This window comes from Wolbachia endosymbiont (group A) of Andrena helvola, assembly GCF_964028415.1.
In the GTDB taxonomy this organism is placed as follows: Bacteria; Pseudomonadota; Alphaproteobacteria; order Rickettsiales; family Anaplasmataceae; genus Wolbachia; species Wolbachia pipientis.
The window spans coordinates 123,779-143,191 of the sequence record NZ_OZ034779.1 but is presented as its reverse complement, the minus strand read 5'-3'; the positions used below and the strand labels follow the sequence as shown (position 1 = coordinate 143,191).

Below are 19,413 nucleotides of genomic sequence, written 5' to 3'. Positions count from 1 at the left end.
ATCATAATAGTCACTCTGCCTGTTGCTTGATGAAAACCCGTTTTCCTTTGTAACTGCCATCAACTGCTACGTTATGAGGCAACATGAATTCCCCAGTTGTTGAACATACCACAACATTCTTAGGCTCAATAGCATGATGAGAACGATGCATATTACGCCTTGACTTTGACTTTTTTCTTTTTGGAACTGCCAAAATTTCCTCCATTCTACTACAAAATACAATACATTAGTAACATGTTTTTTACAGGAAGTAAACAGGGATAGTAAAATAAGTAAGGTTTGCTTATGTAATTGAGTTCTATAGCTAAAGTGGCTCTACAATTTGAAAAACCGTCATTCCGCTACTCGTTAGCGGAATCTATACCGCGAATGAATCCATAGCTGTACGAACATTCATTTTTGAAGGTAAATTGCACAACAGATGATGTCATTCCAGTCTGGAATCCAGAAATTTTGCTTATAACTGAGCTGATGAGCTAAAGGTAGTTGTCTTACGCTAAAACAAACGTTTTTAATTAAGTTGCATAGAAGCTGGATCCCAGTGTCTGGGCACTGGCCCACTGGTGGGAATTGCTCCCAAACTACAACGTTCGTACAGTTGTGGATACCGTGGCGGTATGACGTAGGGAAACCTTTCTTGGGTTAGCTATATGAGCTTTAAATTTAAACATCAAGTATGTTGAACTTAAAACATATCTCAGCTATACTTTGCGATAAAGTTAATAAAAATTTTAATAAAATCAGTAAGACTAACCTCTAGCTAAAATGAATACAAAGTGAGCTTTTTTGATATAAATAGTGTTAGAATAATTGGTAGGTACTTTATCAATTTTTTGTTAAGGCTTGGTAGTGCATTCATATTTTTTATTCAATCTCTATACCACTGCCTTGTGCCACCATATTATTTTAGCAACATAGCAAGACAAATTATAGAGATAGGCTTTTTCTCTCTGCCAATTGTTGGGCTCACTGGAGTTTTTATAGGAGCGGCAATAGTTTTACAAAGTAGCTTGAGTGACCCATTAATTAACCAAGAACAGATAATACCCAAACTTGTTACGATCACTATCATTAAAGAGTTAGGACCAGTTTTGATCAGCTTAATAATGGTAGGAAAGGTTGGATCATCAGTTGCAGCAGAAATTGGTACAATGCGCATCACCGAGCAAATAGATGCACTTACAACCTTGAACATCAACCCTTTTAAATATTTAATTGCACCAAGGATTTTAGCGTCAATCATAGTATTTCCCATACTTACAGTATGTGCAGATTTAATAGGAATATTTGGAGGATGTATCACTGCAGTCTTCGAATTTAACCACAATTTAAATATATACATTAAACACACAGCTCAGTTCTTTAATACGTATGATTTTATAACTGGGCTAATAAAAGCAACTGTATTTGGCGCCATAATTTCTGTCTCAAGCTGCTATTACGGTTACCATTGCAAAGAAGGTGCACGAGGAGTAGGTGTTGCTACAACATCAACTGTTGTTTTATCGTCCATACTGATCATTTTAGCAAACTACATGATTACTTTGATACATGCGTAACCCCATAATATCAATATTGAACTTAAGCTTATCTTTTGATGATAGGACAGTACTAAAAGATCTAAATTTTGATATATTAAAAGGGGAATCATTAGTCATACTTGGTGGCTCAGGAAGCGGCAAATCTGTATTAACAAAAACAATTATCGGCTTGCTTGCTCCAGACTCAGGGTCTGTTAAAATAAATAGTAAAAGCAAAAATAAATTTGGGGTTTTATTTCAAAATTCCGCTTTATTTGACTACGTTACAGTGTGGGAAAATATATCTTTTAATTATAAAAAACGCTTTAATATCAGCAAAAAGGAGGCAAAACAGCTAGCAATCGAGAAGTTAAATGATGTTGGACTGGAGGAAAGCATAGCAGATATGTTTCCAATAGAGCTATCAGGTGGAATGAAAAAAAGAGTGGCACTTGCAAGGGCGATTGCACACAATCCAGAAATCATTATTTTGGATGAACCAACTTCAGGATTGGACCCAATTATGTCAGATATAGTAAACGAGATAATAATAAAATTATCTAGAGATCTTAACCCTACAATTATCACGATTACACATGATATTCATAGCGCATTTAAAATAGCTGATAAAATAGCAGTATTATATGAAGGGGAGATCATTTCCCATGGAACTGTTCAGGAAATACAAAATACTAATAACGAATATATAAAAAAATTCATTCATTATATATAGCTAAAGATATATACACTATTGCTAACAGTCATATTTTTAAGTTTTAACTTTGTAAAAGGTAGTGAACATTGGAATTCAGATTTTTTTCAAACTGGATCCTATAGCTAACACGTCATACCGCGATTCATTCGCGGTATCTCGGCATAGATTCCGCTAACTAGTAGCGGAATGACGAATTTGTCGTTTTTCAAATTGTCGTAAGTCAGTTTAGCTATATATAGGATGACAGAAATTGTTTGTATTAGCTATATTCAAAAGCTCTATTGATATTTTGCAATATTTGTGATAAAATAATAACTTAAGGTTGAGAATAAAAACTTATGAGTGAAGCTCAAGGTCCAAACATTGCAGAATGGCAAGCGCAGCAGCAACACCAAGAGGCTGCTGGTGAGAAAAGTGGTTTTGGTCTTGGTCATAGTGACTCTGTTTCAACAGTTGTCGATGGAATGAAATGGTTGTTCAACTTTCATGAAGGAGCAATTGCTGCTTATAGTAACGTGTTTGAAGGTTTGGTGAGTGGCAGTAGTCTAGTAACATTGTTTGGAAAGTCAGGTAATATGTTTGGCATAAAATTTCTTGAAGGCCTTGCAGAATATTTTTCAGGTGGAGGTGGAGAAGATATGCCATCAGAAGGAATGGATATGGCTCATGGTGATGAGGGACCTCACTCAGATGATTACCCTCATGCCAATAATGAAATGGCTCATAATGCTGATGGTTTGCAAGACATGCATGATGCAGGTGATCACCATGGTCAATCTTTTTCACCTGGTCCTTCACCATCTGTTGGCGATGACCACGGGCATGAACTTGGTTAAACGCTTAAAAACTGCTGAATAGTATGCGAGAAGGCCTAATAAGAAAAGTTGCTGTTGTTATAATTAACATGAGTTTGTCTTAGTGAAAAAGGTTTCAGTTTTAGGGTCAACAGGAAGTGTTGGAAAAAAGACTGTAGATTTGCTCTCAAAGAGAAAAGAAGAATACCAAGTGGAAGCACTAAGTGCCCATTCGAACTTTGCTCTACTGGCACACCAAGCAAAACTGCTAAATGCAAAATATGTTGCTATCTCCGATGAAAGGCTTTACAAAGATTTGAAAGAAAGTTTACTTGGTACAGATGTAAAAATAGCAATTGGTGCTACAAATATTGCTACCATACCTGTTGATCTCTCAGTTGTTGCAATAGTTGGCATTGCAGGCCTTGGGCCAGTTATGGAAGTTATAGAAAGCGGTACCAAAGTCATTGCATTGGCAAACAAAGAAAGCATTGTTTGCGGTGGAAAGTTATTACTCAAAAAAGCTAAAGAAAAAAATGTACAAATAATCCCTATTGACTCTGAGCACAATGCAATTTTTCAAATTTTGCAAAATGACGACAAATGCGTAGAAAAGATCATACTTACTGCTTCTGGTGGACCATTCTTAAATTATAGCCTTGAGCAATTAAGAAATGTTATGGTAGATAAGGCGCTTAGTCACCCCACTTGGAATATGGGAAAGAAAATCTCGGTTGATAGCGCAACAATGATGAATAAGGCACTAGAGATAATAGAAGCACATAACTTGTTTAATATCAGCCCGGATAAAATTGAAGCAATAGTGCATCCTGAGTCAATAGTACATGGAATTGTAACTTATAAGGATGGGTTCAACTTTGCTGTGCTTGCAGAAACTGACATGGCAATTCCTATTTCATATGCTCTATCTTGGCCGGAAAGATCAGCTTTAAATCGTAAATTAGATTTAACAAAGCAAGGAAAATTGACCTTTCAAGAACCAGACCATAAGCGTTTTCCTGCGCTAAAGCTTAGCATGGCAGTGTTAAACTCTTCTGCTCCACAAACAAACAGTATTGTGCTCAATGCTGCAAATGAAATAGCTGTTAATGAATTTTTGAAGTCACGAATCGGCTTTTTAAAAATAGTAGAGGTAGTGGAATCAACAATGGAAAGTTTTGGTAGTTATACTGATATTAATTCACTATCTGATATAATAAATATTGATTATGAAAGTCGTATTATTGCTCACAAAATTGTTGAAAGTAAAGTTGTTGCGTATAGCTAGAGTAATGTAACCAGACTGCATTCTGTGATTTTTAGCAAAACACGATACACAATCGTCATTCCGCTACTTGTTAGCGGAATCTATGCCGAGATACCGCGGCGGTATGACGGTTAAGTAATTCGTCATCCCGCTGCTTGTTAGCGGGATCTAGAGATACCGCGGCGGTATGACGGTTCGCGGCGGCATAGCTATCTTCAAAAATATGGTTGAATAATTGTTAATAATAGTGTATAATTATTAATATTTTTAAGCACTTTGGCTATGGCTTTATCTAAGTTTCTCGACCCTAAGCTGGATTTGACCTTCAAAAAAATATTTGGCACTGAAAAAAATAAGAATATTCTCATACATTTTTTGAATGATATTTTAGGGTTTACTGAGATAAATACTATACAAGAAGTGGAATTCCTCAGTACTATAATGGATCCTGAAATTGCTTCTGATAAACAAAGCATTGTTGATGTTCTTTGCAGGGATTCTAGTGGGAACAGGTATATAATTGAGATGGTGCGACCTGAAAGCCTTCGGTCATATTGTTTAAAAGGAGAGGAATTCATTCAGAAAGAAACTGAAAGGATTCTAAAGCTTATTGAACCAGATGTTTTGCCATCTGAGTCTACGCATCAGTGCGAATTGGGTAACCAGTTGGTGCCGAGCGACGCGGACAATGAACCTCCTCTTGATAAAGAAGATGCTCAATCGTGAGAGAAAGCATAAACTACAAGCATCATGTGGTTGGAGGGCTAGGCTTAGTGGTATGGTGAACGTAAGTGAAGCTTCATAAGTATCGTAACGATTAAAGAGCTAAAGATGCTGATAAGCTCCGACCAAAAGGTAATGTGGATGAGTTACATTTTTCATTTCTGGATGTACGCAAATAATAATTCCACCGGTATAGAGAAGCCACCTAACCCACTATTGTATGACAAAAGGAACAGGATAAGCCTGTATTTTCGCCTATATGGCAGGCAACCCGCAAGGAATGCTGATGGATGTGCAGGTAAAGGATAATGGAGAAAGCGAATGCCATTTTGTAACGAAATGGATAGAATTTGTAACATTAATTCGCGTGAAAACGAGCAGACTTCCATTTGGTCCCTCATGACAAGAAACTTTGTTAACCACTTAAGGTAGGAAAGCAGATGATTACAAGTACAACTGTAAGTGCACCTACCAATAACTCCGAAGCATGGAACCAGTTACCCTGGAAGAAATGCCAAAAAGTTGTTATGAGGCTACAGAGGCGTATTGTTAAGGCTGTCCAACAAGGCAGATGGGGTAAGGTGAAAACTTTACAACACCTTCTCACACGCTCTTTTAGCGGCAAAGCTTTGGCGGTTAAGAGAGTAACTGAAAACCAAGGAAAAAACACAGCAGGTGTAGATCGTCAAATATGGTCAACTTGCAACACAAAATTTCAAGGAATAAAGCTATTAAAACAAAGAGGATACAAACCTTCTCCGCTAAAACGGATATACATCAGTAAGTCTAATGGCAAAAGAAGACCTCTTGGAATCCCTACGATAAAAGATAGAGCCATGCAAGCATTATACTTGTTTGCTTTGGAACCGATAGCTGAAACGATCAGTGATCGTCACTCTTATGGTTTTAGACCAAAAAGATCCTGCGCAGACGCTACTGTGGCTTGTCACTTGTTACTGGCAAGCCGTAACCAACTACAATGGATACTCGAAGGTGATATTAAAGGGTGTTTTGATAACATTAACCATGAATGGCTCATGAAGCATATTCCTATGGAGAAGAAAATTCTTCATAGCTGGTTAAAAGCTGGCTTCCTAGAATCAAAAACTCTGTATTCCACAACTGCAGGTACCCCACAAGGTAGTATCATCTCTCCAATACTAGCAAGTCTAGCCCTAAATGGACTTGAAAAATCATTGGAAAGTCAATTTGGTAAACTTGGCAGTAAAAGAAGAAGCAAAATCAGAAGTGGAGTAAATGTAATCAGGTACGCAGATGACTTTATCATTTCAGGAATCACACGTGAAGCACTGGAAAATGAAGTAAAACCTCTAGTATCGTCCTTTCTTCAGGAGAGAGGTCTTATCCTTTCCGAAGAGAAAACAAAAATTACATCTATTACAACAGGGTTTGACTTTCTTGGTTGTAATGTACGCAGGTATAATAAGAAGTTAATTATAAAACCTTCAAAAGAAAGTATTAAGAAACTTCTTAATAAAGCACGTACATTGATAAAGGCAAACATAGCGAACACTCAGGCCGTACTAATCAAGTTGCTCAATTCCCTATTAAGGGGATGGGGAAATTACTACAGCCATGTGTGTGCGAAAAGAGCTTTTAACAAAATAGACCATGAAATTATGTGTGCTCTATGGAAATGGGCAAAGAAAAGACATCCTCGTAAAGGATTACGTTGGATAAAGAATCGTTACTTCAAGGTAATGAAACAACGCCAATGGGTCTTTGCTGCACCCATATGCAAGAACAAACCGAAAGAGATAAGGTATTTAAGACTGCTTAGGTTGATTGATATACCTATCAGACGACATGTTAAAATCAGGGCGGATGCAAATCCACTTGACTTAAAATGGAAAAAGTATTTTGATGAAAGAGTGAAACAAACAAAAATGTTAGCAAGCTCTTTCTCAAGAGAAGGTTCTCTACTGTTGGTGTCACCATTAAGAATGATGTTTTCTGAGGAATCATGAAGGACAAGCCGGTTCGAGAAAAGAAGGACTTAGATAAGGGGCTCAAGCGTAGTGTGGGGAAACCTGCATGCTGCGTTTCTAAGGGAGGGAGTAGTAGCAATACTACTTCCTTACCTAACCAGCTCGCTAGAGACAAGGGCTTCGAAAAACGCGCTCAATTATATGCCGCTAAAGCCTACTCAAGACAATTAGATAAATCTGGCAACTACATTGATTTAAAGAAAGTCTTCTTTATTGCTATATCAAATTGTAACTTACTTCCTGAAGAAGTTGATTATATTTCTACTCACAATATACGTGATATAAAAACTAACGGCCATTACTTAAAAGATTTTCAGTTTGTCTTTATTGAGTTGCCTAAATTCGCAAAAAATAAAGTAGAGCAGTTAGAAAGTATAGTAGAAAGGTGGTGTTTCTTTTTTAAATATGCAGAAGAAACAACAGAAGAGGACTTAAAAGAGATAGCAGAAAAAGCACCAATAATAAAGCTGGCGTATGATGAGTTAGACAAGTTTCGTTGGAACGAAAAAGATTTAGTAGCCTATGAAGAAAGGATAATGGATCTACGCAAAGAAGAAGCCATTCTTGAATACAGACTTGATCTTGCTACTGAAAAAGGCAAAAAAATTGGTAAAGAGGAAGGGAAAATTGAAGGGAAAATTGAAGTCGCAAAAGCAATGCTGGCTAATAATGTTGATGTCAACACTATTGTCAAGTTTACTGGCCTTTCTATTAGTGAGATTGAAGAATTAAGTGGAAATCTGTGAACGGTTACGTTTATTTTTTATCCTTATCATCAAGTGTAAATAAGGTTATTGTAGAGATTAAGCCTATTATAACTATTATTAACGAAAATGGGGCAGCTTCTCTATAGCGCTCATCGCTTACAAGTTCATATATTCTAGTTGATATAGTTTCAAAATTAAATGGTCTTATAATAAGTGTTGCTGTGAGCTCTTTGATAGTATCCATAAATACGAGCAAAAATCCCGATAATATACTCTTCTTGATGAGAGGGATATGAACATTCAAACATGTGGAAATAGGTCCATGACCCATAGTATATGCAGTCCACTCAATTTCATTTGGTGTTTTTTTGAGCCCTGACTCTACCGCCTTGAAAGATATAGCAAAAAAACGAAATAAATATGAGTAAACTAATGCGCCAATAGTTCCTACCAAGCTAATTTCCACAATATATTGAGTAATGAAAGAGGATATTCTGCTTAAAAATATTATTATGCTAATTGCGATAATTGCATTTGGAATTGCGTAGCCTAAAGAAATGAGACGTGCTACATTATTGATTACCTTATTTTTACGCGCCGTATATCCAATAATTATTGCAATGCTAATTGAGATTAGTGCAGTGATGAATGATAAACTAACGCTATTTGCTATTATGTTATAGAATCTTGCTTCATATATGAAAAACCCCTTCTCTATGCTCCAATATATGAGCGGAATCATTGGCAAAATAAAACCTATTAATATCGGCAATACACACATAAGATAAGCAAAGATCAATGGTATAGTGCCACTTATACTCCGTTTGTTGTGATAATCTGAATTGGTATTGATTGAAGAGTAGGATATTCCTTTTTTTTGTAGTTTTTTTTCGATAGCTATTAGTGTTGCAACGAAAATCAACTCTGCAACTGCTAAAACAGTAGTTGAATATTTGTCATGCAGTAAAAACCAGGTGCGATATATTCCTGTTGTGAAAGTATCGATAGCAAGAAACTGTGGTGTGCCGAAATCTGTAATTACTTCCATTAGTACCAAAGACAACCCAGCTATAATTGATGGGCGTATGGAGGGTATGATGACAGAAAACAGGCTCTTCAATGAGGAGAACCCAAGTGTTGACGCAATAGTGACTGAGTTACTAACATTCTTTAGACTTGAGAGGACTAACATATAAACGTATGGATATAGGCTGAATCCCATTACTAATATTCCACCACCTAGGGATTTTATTTCAGGAAACCAATAGTCACCTTTGCTCCAATCTAAAATGTCTCTTAATAAGCTCTGCACCGGACCTGAAAACTCTAGCGTATTTACATAGACGAACGCTACTATATATCCAGGAATCGATATCGGAAAGAACAAAGCAATCTCAAAAATTTTACTTCCAGGAAATGAAAAAAATGTGGTGAGCCAAGCTGGAATTACTCCAAATATGAAAGATATTCCCCCCACTCCTATCATCAAAATTAACGTACTCAGTATATATTCAGGGAAAAGTGTGCTGATTACCCATTCGGAATTCGCTGAATCTGTAAATAAGATTGATATTAACGATAGTATAGGACAGACGAATAATATACTTACTAAAAATAAGAATATATTTTTAAATACTCTTAAAAACATTAATTTGAATCTATATTTTATATTAAAATGTTATATGTAAAAACTGAAGATATCCAGTAATTAACAGCCGTACTATTGAATATCTTTATAATTTTGTATATCATGTTTTTAGTTGATAAGTGAATAATCATGAGCTTCGTCATTGCAACTTTCTATCACTTTGTAGAACTCTCTAATTATTATGACATGAAAGACGAAATAAAAGCTGCATGCAACAACGTTGAGTTAAAGGGCACTATACTCCTTGCAGAAGAGGGTGTTAATGCAACAATATCTGGTGAAAGAAACGCAATTGATAAAATATTCGATTTTCTACGTTCTGATTATAGGCTAAGGGACCTTACATGGAAAGAGAGTGCAGCAGAATATCAACCATTTAGCAAGATGAAGGTAAAATTAAAAAGAGAGATTGTGAATCTTGGTGTAAGCAATCTTGATATTTCCCTTAAGGGTAAATATGTTGATCCAGAGCATTGGGATGATTTTACTTCTCAATCTGACGTTTTAGTAATAGATACACGAAACGAGTATGAAGTGAAATTAGGCAAGTTTAAGAATGCAATTAATCCACACACACAATGTTTCCGTGAGTTTCCTCAGTGGACAGAGTCATTTTCTGAGAGTAAAGACCTGAAAGTGGCTATGTACTGCACTGGTGGGATTAGATGCGAAAAATCTACAGCATATATGAAAAGCCTTGGATTTAGTGATGTTTACCATCTTAAAGGCGGCATTCTTTCTTACCTTGAAAAAACTTATAATAAAAATGGTAATTGGAAAGGAGAATGTTTTGTTTTTGATGATAGAATTGCTGTTGATAACTCACTTACTCCAAGCAACACAATAAAATGCATATTCTGCTCAAATCAAGTTTCAACTGATAAACTGAAATCAGTTCCACGTGGCCAAGTGGTTTGTTCTGATTGTAAACTTCAGTGTTATAGCTATAATAAATAAAACATCATACTGCTGCAGTTGTATGCACGTTGTGATTTGAGAGCAACCTCTACCAGAAAGGGTGTCATGCCAGTGCCCAGACACTGGCATCCAGGTTCTTTTTTTCTAGATTCCAGCGTCACACGCTGGAATGACAAAAAAGCTGATTTTTAACGTAGATAATGGTTATGCAAGAAGTCTACTTCTTACCCTTAATCAACTCTAAAGCCTTCTCCAGATCTATACTCTCAATATCTGTACTCTTGCCCAAAGCAACGTTTGTTTTACCGCATTTTATATAGAATCCGTACCTACCGTTGCAGATAAAAACTTCTTTTCCCTTTTCATTAACCCCGAGAGATTTTAACTCTTTGCGTGGACTGTTTGCAATAATTTGTACAGTTTCGCTCAATTCTGTATTCAGCACCTCTTTGGAGCTTTTCTTAAGAGAAAAGTATTTACCATCATAGAAAATATAGTACCCAAATCGTCCAAGGCCTATTTTTACTTCCTTTCCGGTTTCAGGGTGTTCTCCGATTACTTTTGGCAAGGAAAGTAACTGAGTAGCGGTGCTCAGATCAATCTCATTAACATTTATATCTTTTGGTATGGAAACCGTTTTTTTCTTTTTTAACTCGTTATTAAACTCCAGATAAAGTCCAAAAGGACCCTTTTTGATCATCACTTCTTGGTTTGTTATATCATCTATACCTAAACTTTTTGGATATTCTGAATTGTCGTTACTGCCCGTAATTTCTTTTGTATGGTTGCATTCAGGATAGTTAGAACATCCAAGGAACACCCCGGCTTTTCCAAAGTTCAATTTCAATATGCCACCTAAGCAAGCAGGGCATTTCGTATTCACCTCTTTTCTTCCTTCTTCTGAACAAAACCAATCGATTACCAAATCGTGAATGCCGCTGAAAACTTCATCATGCGTCATTTGCTTGACAGAGTTTACATGACCAAAAAATGGCACCCAAAAGTGGCCTAATTCTTTTTTCCAATCTGCATGTCCATTTGAAATTAAATCAAGCTTCTCTTCCATTTGTGCTGTGAAATCATACTCTACACAACGCTGAAAAAAAGTTTCTAAAAATATAGTAACGATTTTACCGCGGCTGCTTGGAATAAACCTTTTGCTATCCAATGAAACGTACTCACGATCTTGTAATACCGAAATAATTGTTGCATAAGTTGATGGTCGACCTATACCGATTTCTTCCATTTTTTTTACGATACTTGCTTCACTATAACGAGGTGGCGGTTGAGTGAAATGTTGTTTTGGCTCAACTGAAATCAGCTTACACGCTTCCCCTTCCTTCATGGCAGGTAGCAGGCCTTCATTTTCGGCTTCTATGTTATCTTGGTAGACTCTATAAAAACCATCAAAGAATATACTTGATCCACTTGCTCGCAGAATTACTTTCTGGTCAGTAGAACTAATTTCGACTACCACTTGATCAAGAATCGCCGACTCCATTTGACTTGCAATGGTCCTTTTCCAGATTAAATCATACAATTTAAATTGCTCTGGCGTTAAGTAATCCTTAATACTACCCGGCGTTCTATTGATATCAGTTGGACGAATTGCTTCATGTGCTTCTTGAGCATTTTTGACCTTTTTTACATATTTACGAGGAGACTGCGGTAAATATTTATCACCATATAATGACTTAATTGACCCTCTAATTGAGTTTATAGCCTCATCTGCAATATGAAACCCATCTGTACGCATGTAAGTTATCAACCCTACAGTTTCACCACCAATATCGATACCTTCATATAAACTTTGCGCTATGCGCATAACACTTTTCACATTAAAATACAGTTTATTCACTGCATCTTGCTGAAGACTTGAAGTAATAAACGGAGGAAGCGGGTTTCTCTTAACTTGCTTGCGTTCTACTGTGCTTACAGCATATTGCCTTGATTCAATCTCCCTGACTAAGTCCTTTGCTTCTTCTTCATTCTTAATATCAAATTTTTCTAGCTTTTTATTGTCATAGTGGCTTAGCATAGCAAAAAAAGCCTCATCTTTGCTATTTTGCATTTCTGCCTTTATGCTCCAATACTCCTGTGTTATAAATTTACTAATTTCATCTTCTCGTTCGCATATAATCTTTAATGCAACAGACTGCACTCGCCCTGCAGACTTGCTTCCCGACAATTTTGTCCACAGCAGTGGTGACAAACTAAATCCAACTAGATAATCCAAAGCTCTACGTGCTTGTTGTGCACGCACTAAATCCATATTAATTTCACGTGGATTTTTTATTGCTTCTTGTACTGCTCTTTTTGTTATCTCATTAAAGACTACTCTATAAATGTTGTTTTCATTACTGATTGCTTTCTTTTCTTTTAATGTCTCTATCACATGCCAAGCCATTGCTTCCCCTTCTCTGTCTGGGTCTGTTGCAAGATATATATCTGATGTTTTGCTTGCGGCTTTTACTAACTCTTTTATATACTTTTCTGCTTTTTCAATGGTTTCATACTTTATAGCAAAATCATTATCCGGATCGACAGAACCGTTTTTTGCTGGAAGATCCCTCACATGTCCAAAGGATGCAGCTACTTTGAACTCTTTACTCAAATATTTACCTATTGTCTTTGCTTTCGCAGGTGATTCAACTATTAATAATGCCATATTGTTAATTATTTTAGTACTTAAAGATAATATGTTGAGAAATATACAATGAAAAGTAAAAAAATATTTTAATGGTTCTTGTGAATTTTACGAACCGGGTTGTGGGACCTTTTCAGAAAACCTTTGGACGTTGCTATTTTTAAGTGACTTTGAAGGCTCATTACAATAGTATATGATCGCAGCAGCAACGAGAAGCTAGATTCCAGTGTCAGCTACTTGCATGACAAAAAAAGGAGCGCTGGGATGACATCCTCCCTTGTGGAAATTGCTCTCAAATCACAATGCCCGTACAGCCGTAACCCTAGAGGTACTGTTTCTCACCCACTGCAAATATTGCACGGTACTGTCCACTTGGTCGTCGTGGCGCGTTTCTGGGAACATTAAAATCTCATACTCAAAATCGTTCAGCCATACTGCTTGGTGCGGCAGAAAAACCTTGCCAGACTCTATAGTCGGAACAATTTGATAAAATCGAGTGAGTTTGTCATCATGTGGCATTATTTCAATAATGGGTAAATCACTGTTTGTCTTTAGCTCTTGTACTAATTGCTGACCACTTGTTTTGGCTTCGATCAAAATCGCGTGTGGTGACCATCTTGCAGCTAGTGATAAAACTTGTTCTTTAAGCTTTGGATACTCAAGCTTTGCGCGATATACGTCGAGTAAATAGAATTTATTATCTATTTTTGCCCAGGTGGTGCAGACACTAAAGTTGCTCATGTTACTTGTTGAAACCGCAGTATCCCAACTTTGTGTTATATGCGAGAGATTATCAGGAAATTTTTTATAGCGTTTCAGAGGTTGTCCGGAAACTAGTAAAAGGCTATAATATCTGAAATTTTAGTACGGGGTAAAGATGAGAAAAAAGTATCCAACAGATCTAAGCGAAAGGGAATGGGCAAGAATAGAAAAACACTTCAGAGTATCATACAAGAAAGGAGGAAGGCCGCCAAAGTATAGCAAAAAAGAAATATTAGAAGCAATTTTCTATGTATTGCGTACAGGGTGTCAATGGCGGTATTTACCAAATGATTTTCCGCTATGGAAGACTGTGTATGAGCAGTTCAGGCAATGGAAGAAGCAGGGAATTTTTGAGAAAATGAATTATGAAATTACAAAATATAGTAGAAGAAAAATAGGAAGGAATGAGCAGCCGAGTGCCTGTATAGTAGATAGTCAATCTGTAAAGACTACAGAAAAGGGGGGATCAAAGGCTATGATGGAAGTAAAAAAGTAAAGGGTAGAAAAAGGCATATAATTACAGACACTCAGGGTTTTATACTAGGTTGTTACGTAGGCGCTGCTAACGAAAATGATAGAGATGGTATTAAAATAGCATTAAACAATATGAGAACAAAATATACTAAAGTTAAAAAAATGTGGGCTGACATGGGATACCAAGGAAGAAATTTAAAGAATCACATAAAGGAAGAATATAACATAGATATTGAAATTGTTAAAAGGCCTCCATGTAGATTTTGGGTGCACAAAGATACGCCACCTGAGCTACTACCAACAAGAGAACAAGGGTTTAAAGTACAGCCAAGAAGATGGGTTGTAGAAAGGACTTTTGCTTGGGTTAATAGGAATAGAAGGCTATCGAAGGAGTATGATTTACTCACAACATCCACTGAGAATTTCATATACCTAGCTATGAGTAGGGTTATGTTAAAGAGGGAATATGCTTGAATTTACTAGTTTCCGGACAACCTCTCAACCACTCTGGTTTAATTATACCACTTGAAAGCGGCAGAGGGTTTTGTTGATATTGAGCAGCAAAAGCGTAACTCCCAAGTTCAGCTTTTATTATCTCAACTTCTTCTTTTCCTCCATCGAGGGGATATAACAACTGACCTTCTTCTCTTGAATATAATATCCTTACAGGTGACGCTGGTTTATTATATAATCGCCTGGTCGCACAGTGCTGAGCTACTCGGATGATAGGAACGGGAGGTATTGGCTTTTTGATTGAATAAATAACCTGCTTATTTTCAGAAATCATTGGCAAACAAATATGATGCCATATGTTTTTTGGCTTGGAGAGAAGGTATCCAGTTAAGTCCTCCTGGTGTAGCCTGTGCATTACAAGAACGATGACTCCTTTTTTTCTATCGTTCAGCCTGGTTACTAAAGTCTGATCAAACCAGTTTGTGGCACGCTTTCTAAGCGTTTCACTCAAAGCTTGAGCAGAACTGAGCGGATCGTCCACAATGATAAAATCACCACCTTCACCAGTTAGTGTTCCACCAACTGATGTTGCGATTCTGTATCCTCTCTGCACTGTTTGAAATTTATATTTGGTATTCTGGTCTTTGGATAGTTCTATCTCTGGAAATAGCGCTCTATACCAACTAGACTGCATCACGCACCTGGTGTCGAGCGAGTGCTTTTCGCTGAGCCGCTGAGAATAACTTGCAACTATTATTCTCGCAGTTGGTTGGTTTCCCAGTATCCATGCGGGCCACGCAACGCTTATGCACATGGACTTCATCGAGCGCGGAGGCATATTGAATATTATTCGTTTCACTTCACCAGCGCTCGCCGCTTCCAGCCTATCTGCTATGACTTTTATATACTGATAATCGTTATACTCACACCCCGGCACTACCGTTTGAAAGCACAGTTCAATGAATTTTAGAAAGTTCATGATATAATGTTGAAACCAACGCGTGACGCTGGGATGACAAAAAAAGGAGCACTGGAATGACACCCTACTTAACCGTCATACCGCGATTCATTCGCGGTATCTCTTAACATAGATCCCGCTAACACGTAGCGGGATACTTAACCATCATTACACCGTCATACCGCGATTCATTCGCGGTATCTCTTAACATAGATCCCCTACTATACCTTAACATAGATCCCGCTAACAAGCAGCGGGATGACGAATTACTTAACCATCATTACACCGTCATACCGCGATTCATTCGCGGTATCTCTTAGCCGCTAACAAGCAGCGGGATGACGAATTACTTAACCATCATCTACACCGTCATACCGCGATTCATTCGCGGTATCTCTTAGCCGCTAACACGTAGCGGGATGACGAATTACTTAACCATCATCTACACCGTCATACCGCGATTCATTCGCGGTATCTCAAAGCATAGATCCCGCTAACACGTAGCGGGATGACGGTTGTTGTTTAGCTATAAATATTAAGAAATTTACCAAATGAAAAAAAAGGCAAAAGAAGCCCCGTGGTTATTATCCGCTTTAAAATATTGGCGTTTTTTATGTTTTAAACGCTTGACAAGCGAGATTCAGCCGCTTTTAATTGCAACTAACCTACGCTGCAAATGTTTAAGAAATTTACTAAGCAGAAAAAAAGACAAAGAATCCCCGAGTTAGCTAGTCTTTTACTATCTCTGTCGAGTATTGGCATTTTTTGATGTCTTGTAACGCTTTATAAGCGCGTTCAGCTTATTTAGATAAAAATCTAGATGTAGATGAAGTTTTGTAAAGACATACAGTATCTATATACTGCAAAAAATTGAACATAAGACGCCGATACATTAAGTAATCCTTACCTTTTAATCTGCAGATTGGCGAAAGCAAATACAATAGCTTCACTATCATGATAAGGGCGCTGGCGAAGGGTGTCAAGTAAGTTTCTATATAATATTTTCTAAAATAAATAGACTTCTCGCATCCAATTTTGGCAGCGCGCGACACACAACTGCAATGACAAGGTGTCGCAAGATAAACATCATATTCACACGAAGTACTTGACTTCACTTGTACTAAGAAGCATTTTATATATGTTGTGTGCCCGTAGCTCAGCTGGATAGAGCAACAGCCTTCTAAGCTGTGGGTCGTAGGTTCGAATCCCACCGGGCACACTCTTTTATCAATACTTTCTATAAATCTTCAAGTACTCTGGCACCACATTTTCAATTGCTAATGGTCGAACCTTCATTGTTTCAAGGTCAACTGACTTTTCGATTGAACTATTCATCATAACTTTCACCTGATCTTGAGTAAGCATAGGGTTCGTATCTCCGGTTATTGGTTTTAGCAGCATAGAAATAATTTTATTTTCTAAAAAGAAAGCTATTAACTTTGCCATTGGAAAAGATACATTGATCAACAAACACTTTCTGTTAGTAACATTCAGAATAAACTTCAATAAGCTTTTGAAAGAGTAAACCTTTGGTCCACCCATGTTATAAATTTTCTTGTCTTGCTTATTAAAACTGATAATACGATATACCACTTCAGCTAAGTCTGTTACACATATTGGCTGAAATTTAGTTGTTCCATTGCCAATTAGTGGTAAGAAAGGAAGAATAGTTGCTAATCTTGCAAATTTATTAAAGAAGTTGTCTTCTTTACCAAATACAAGGCTTGGCCTAATTATTATTGCTTTTTGAAATGCTGAAGTTACAGCTTTTTCACCTTCCAATTTACTTTTGGCATATTTTGACAACTTGCTATTTTCTATTCCCATAGCAGAAAAATGTATCATCATAGGTACATTTTTCATTTTTGCAGCTTTTGCTATCCTTTCAGCTATTTTAACGTGAACAGCGTAAAAATCGTGCTTTTTTGCTTCATATAATATTCCCACTAAGTTTATAGCTACATCACATTCTTCCATACCCTCCAGAACTGATTTTTCATCAAAAAAATCGCCTTTAAATATTGATATTTGTCCTAAATTGCCACACAATTTTAAACAAGCAGCTTTTTCCTGATTACGAGTGAATATCTTTATTAAATATCCTTCTGCTGCCAAGCGTCTTACGATGTGTTTCCCTATAAACCCCGTTCCACCAAAAATAATTACACGTTTTGTCACAATTAAAGTTCCTAATAATTTGTTACTGTAAATTAATACAATGATTTCGCTTAATATTTTATTACGAATTCCCGTACAATAAGATCCATTTTCATTCCTCGTGAGCCTTTAACTAGAATTGCGTCATTATTCTGAATAATGTTAGCTAAATCACTTTTCAATTGATTAGAATCATTAAAATGCGTGCCTCTTATATTATCTGGCAAAAGCTCATGCAATTCTAACATAAATTTACCAACTGTATAAACTTTATCTATATTATTTTCTGTGATAATCTTAACCAAATCTGTATGAAACTCTATGCTTTCATCACCAAGTTCCAACATATCACCAAGCAAAGCTACTTTTCTCTGATTAGAATATGTACTCAAAGTTTTTATTGCAGTTTTCATCGAAGCAGGGCTGGCGTTATAGGAGTCATCAATTAAATGTATATATTTTTTATTGCATTTGACCTTATGAATATTGCCTCTACCTTTCGCTACACTAAAATTCTTAAGTGCAAGTGGTAATTTTGATAAATCAAGTCCGAGGCTTTGCACAACTGCTGCAACAGCAAGTAGCGAATAAGCAAAATGCTCACCTTGTACACGTAAATTACAGTTTATAATTTGATTATCACTCAGCCTGATTTTTAAACTTAATCTATTAGCAACTCGGTTTGATGTCATTCCAGCGCGTGACGCTGGAATCCAGTCTTTATTATACAACCGTCTGATATGCTCATTTGCAATTGAACTTCCTGGATCCAAGTAGTCAAGCACTGGGATGACAGAAGATAGTGCTGAAATGACAGAAGATTCATCGTTTCTTATTAAGTTTAGTAAACAAACTTCAGCATTTTTATCTTTACCGAAGCTTATTACATTTCTATTGGCGTGTGATGAGAGATAATCATAATATTTATTATCTCTGCTTAAAACCAAAGTACCGTTATTTTTCATACCATACAGAATTTCTAACTTCGCTTGTGCAACGTCAAATAGTGATGAAAAATTTTCAGTATGTGCAGGTTCGATGTTGGTAATAACTGCAATATTCGGATTACTAATTTTTGATAATTCTTTTATTTCACCAGCTTTATTCATTCCCATTTCAAGAATTAAGTACTGGCAGTTTTTTGGAGCTTTCAGAATTGTCAAAGGCAATCCTATATTATTATTTAAGTTACCTTCGTTTGCATGGGACACTCCATATTGCGATAAAACAGTATGCAGCATATCCTTTGTAGTGGTTTTCCCGACACTGCCTGTAACTGCAATAACTTTAGCATCAATAAGAACATTTCTAATGTAGTATGATGCCATATCGTGCAAAGCTTTCAGGGTATCTTGTACAATCATGAGAGGGAAACTTTTATATTTACCCTCACTCACTATTGCAGCGACAGCCCCTTTTAAAAACGCTTCATGCAAAAAATTATGGCCATCAAAATTCTTTCCCTTGAGGGCAATAAATAAATCACCTTTTTTTATGCTTCTTGTGTCCGTTGAAATATTTGAGCTATGTATCCAATTACAACCATTTACGTCTCTTCCGCCAGTTGCATCAATGATATTATTTGTGTTCCATTTAAACATAATTTAGAGTATTCTTTATAATAAATTGAACAATAAAAGTAGCGAAAATACTACATGTTT

The 19,413-nt window shown here is 36.6% G+C and carries 14 protein-coding genes, 1 tRNA gene and 3 pseudogenes; 11 read left to right on the top strand and 7 right to left on the bottom strand.

The genetic code is table 11. The features are described 5' to 3' along the window. Positions 1-10 precede the first annotated feature (10 nt). Positions 11-193, bottom strand: coding sequence for a 50S ribosomal protein L32 (gene rpmF, locus ABWU73_RS00775; protein ID WP_010962967.1), 183 nt, complete (start codon positions 191-193; stop codon positions 11-13). A 583-nt stretch (positions 194-776) separates the two neighbouring features. Here rpmF and ABWU73_RS00770 point away from each other — a divergent pair. The 8 genes and pseudogenes from ABWU73_RS00770 (at position 777) to ABWU73_RS00735 (ending at position 7,774) form a co-directional block, all read left to right on the top strand. Further along, positions 777-1,559: an MlaE family ABC transporter permease gene (locus ABWU73_RS00770; RefSeq protein ID WP_015589313.1), complete on the top strand. Its 783-nt coding sequence runs from the start codon at positions 777-779 to the stop codon at positions 1,557-1,559. Further along, a complete protein-coding gene (locus ABWU73_RS00765; protein WP_006279859.1) occupies positions 1,552-2,253 on the top strand; it encodes an ABC transporter ATP-binding protein in 702 nt (233 codons plus the stop codon). The genes ABWU73_RS00770 and ABWU73_RS00765 overlap by 8 nt, the downstream gene beginning before the upstream one ends. A 320-nt stretch (positions 2,254-2,573) precedes the next feature. Next, entirely contained in the window at positions 2,574-3,071 is a 498-nt protein-coding gene (locus ABWU73_RS00760) for a hypothetical protein (protein WP_182367341.1), read from the top strand. An 82-nt stretch (positions 3,072-3,153) separates the two neighbouring features. Then, positions 3,154-4,317 carry a 1-deoxy-D-xylulose-5-phosphate reductoisomerase gene (gene dxr, locus ABWU73_RS00755; protein WP_070356952.1) on the top strand — a complete coding sequence of 388 codons (1,164 nt, stop codon included), beginning with the start codon at positions 3,154-3,156 and terminating at the stop codon, positions 4,315-4,317. Between the two features lie 261 nt (positions 4,318-4,578). Continuing rightward, positions 4,579-4,824, top strand: a pseudogene (locus tag ABWU73_RS00750) (PD-(D/E)XK nuclease family transposase); the annotation flags it as partial. 454 nt (positions 4,825-5,278) lie between these two features. Beyond that, positions 5,279-5,422, top strand: a complete 144-nt coding sequence (locus ABWU73_RS00745) for a hypothetical protein (protein ID WP_173862902.1) — start codon at positions 5,279-5,281, stop codon at positions 5,420-5,422. 37 nt (positions 5,423-5,459) lie between these two features. Further along, the gene (ltrA, locus tag ABWU73_RS00740) at positions 5,460-7,007 is read left to right on the top strand and encodes a group II intron reverse transcriptase/maturase (RefSeq protein ID WP_265017700.1); all 1,548 of its coding nucleotides are present in this window, start codon (positions 5,460-5,462) and stop codon (positions 7,005-7,007) included. Beyond that, entirely contained in the window at positions 7,004-7,774 is a 771-nt protein-coding gene (locus tag ABWU73_RS00735) for an Rpn family recombination-promoting nuclease/putative transposase (RefSeq protein ID WP_264329497.1), read from the top strand. The genes ltrA and ABWU73_RS00735 overlap by 4 nt, the downstream gene beginning before the upstream one ends. A gap of 10 nt (positions 7,775-7,784) precedes the next feature. Here the strand turns inward: ABWU73_RS00735 and ABWU73_RS00730 are convergent, their stop codons facing one another. Next, positions 7,785-9,383, bottom strand: a complete 1,599-nt coding sequence (locus ABWU73_RS00730; protein ID WP_264329496.1) for an ABC transporter permease — start codon at positions 9,381-9,383, stop codon at positions 7,785-7,787. A gap of 129 nt (positions 9,384-9,512) precedes the next feature. Between ABWU73_RS00730 and ABWU73_RS00725 the strand changes: the two genes are divergently transcribed. After that, the gene (locus tag ABWU73_RS00725; protein WP_264329495.1) at positions 9,513-10,340 is read left to right on the top strand and encodes a rhodanese-related sulfurtransferase; all 828 of its coding nucleotides are present in this window, start codon (positions 9,513-9,515) and stop codon (positions 10,338-10,340) included. A gap of 178 nt (positions 10,341-10,518) precedes the next feature. Here the strand turns inward: ABWU73_RS00725 and topA are convergent, their stop codons facing one another. Both topA and terL read right to left on the bottom strand, forming a co-directional pair. After that, on the bottom strand, positions 10,519-12,969 hold the full coding sequence (gene topA / locus ABWU73_RS00720) for a type I DNA topoisomerase (protein WP_341810261.1): 2,451 nt from the start codon (positions 12,967-12,969) through the stop codon (positions 10,519-10,521). A gap of 276 nt (positions 12,970-13,245) precedes the next feature. Continuing rightward, a pseudogene (gene terL, locus ABWU73_RS00715) lies at positions 13,246-13,770 on the bottom strand (phage terminase large subunit); the annotation flags it as partial. 55 nt (positions 13,771-13,825) lie between these two features. On the opposite strand from terL, the gene ABWU73_RS00710 reads away from it, so the two are divergent. Continuing rightward, a protein-coding gene (locus tag ABWU73_RS00710) for an IS5-like element ISWpi1 family transposase (protein WP_341811078.1) occupies positions 13,826-14,658 on the top strand; the annotation gives its coding sequence in 2 pieces (ribosomal slippage) (positions 13,826-14,195 and positions 14,195-14,658; 834 coding nt in all). Positions 14,659-14,680: 22 nt separating this feature from the next. On the opposite strand, the pseudogene ABWU73_RS00705 reads toward ABWU73_RS00710, so the two are convergent. Then, positions 14,681-15,616: pseudogene (locus tag ABWU73_RS00705) on the bottom strand (terminase); the annotation flags it as partial. A gap of 1,124 nt (positions 15,617-16,740) precedes the next feature. Between ABWU73_RS00705 and ABWU73_RS00700 the strand changes: the two are divergent. Next, positions 16,741-16,814, top strand: a tRNA-Arg gene (locus ABWU73_RS00700). Positions 16,815-16,822: 8 nt separating this feature from the next. Here ABWU73_RS00700 and ABWU73_RS00695 read toward each other — a convergent pair. Further along, positions 16,823-17,773 (bottom strand): complex I NDUFA9 subunit family protein, encoded by a 951-nt coding sequence (locus tag ABWU73_RS00695; RefSeq protein ID WP_012673411.1) that lies wholly within the window; start codon positions 17,771-17,773, stop codon positions 16,823-16,825. Between the two features lie 50 nt (positions 17,774-17,823). Beyond that, positions 17,824-19,353: a UDP-N-acetylmuramoyl-tripeptide--D-alanyl-D-alanine ligase gene (locus tag ABWU73_RS00690; RefSeq protein ID WP_264329492.1), complete on the bottom strand. Its 1,530-nt coding sequence runs from the start codon at positions 19,351-19,353 to the stop codon at positions 17,824-17,826. Positions 19,354-19,413 lie beyond the last annotated feature (60 nt).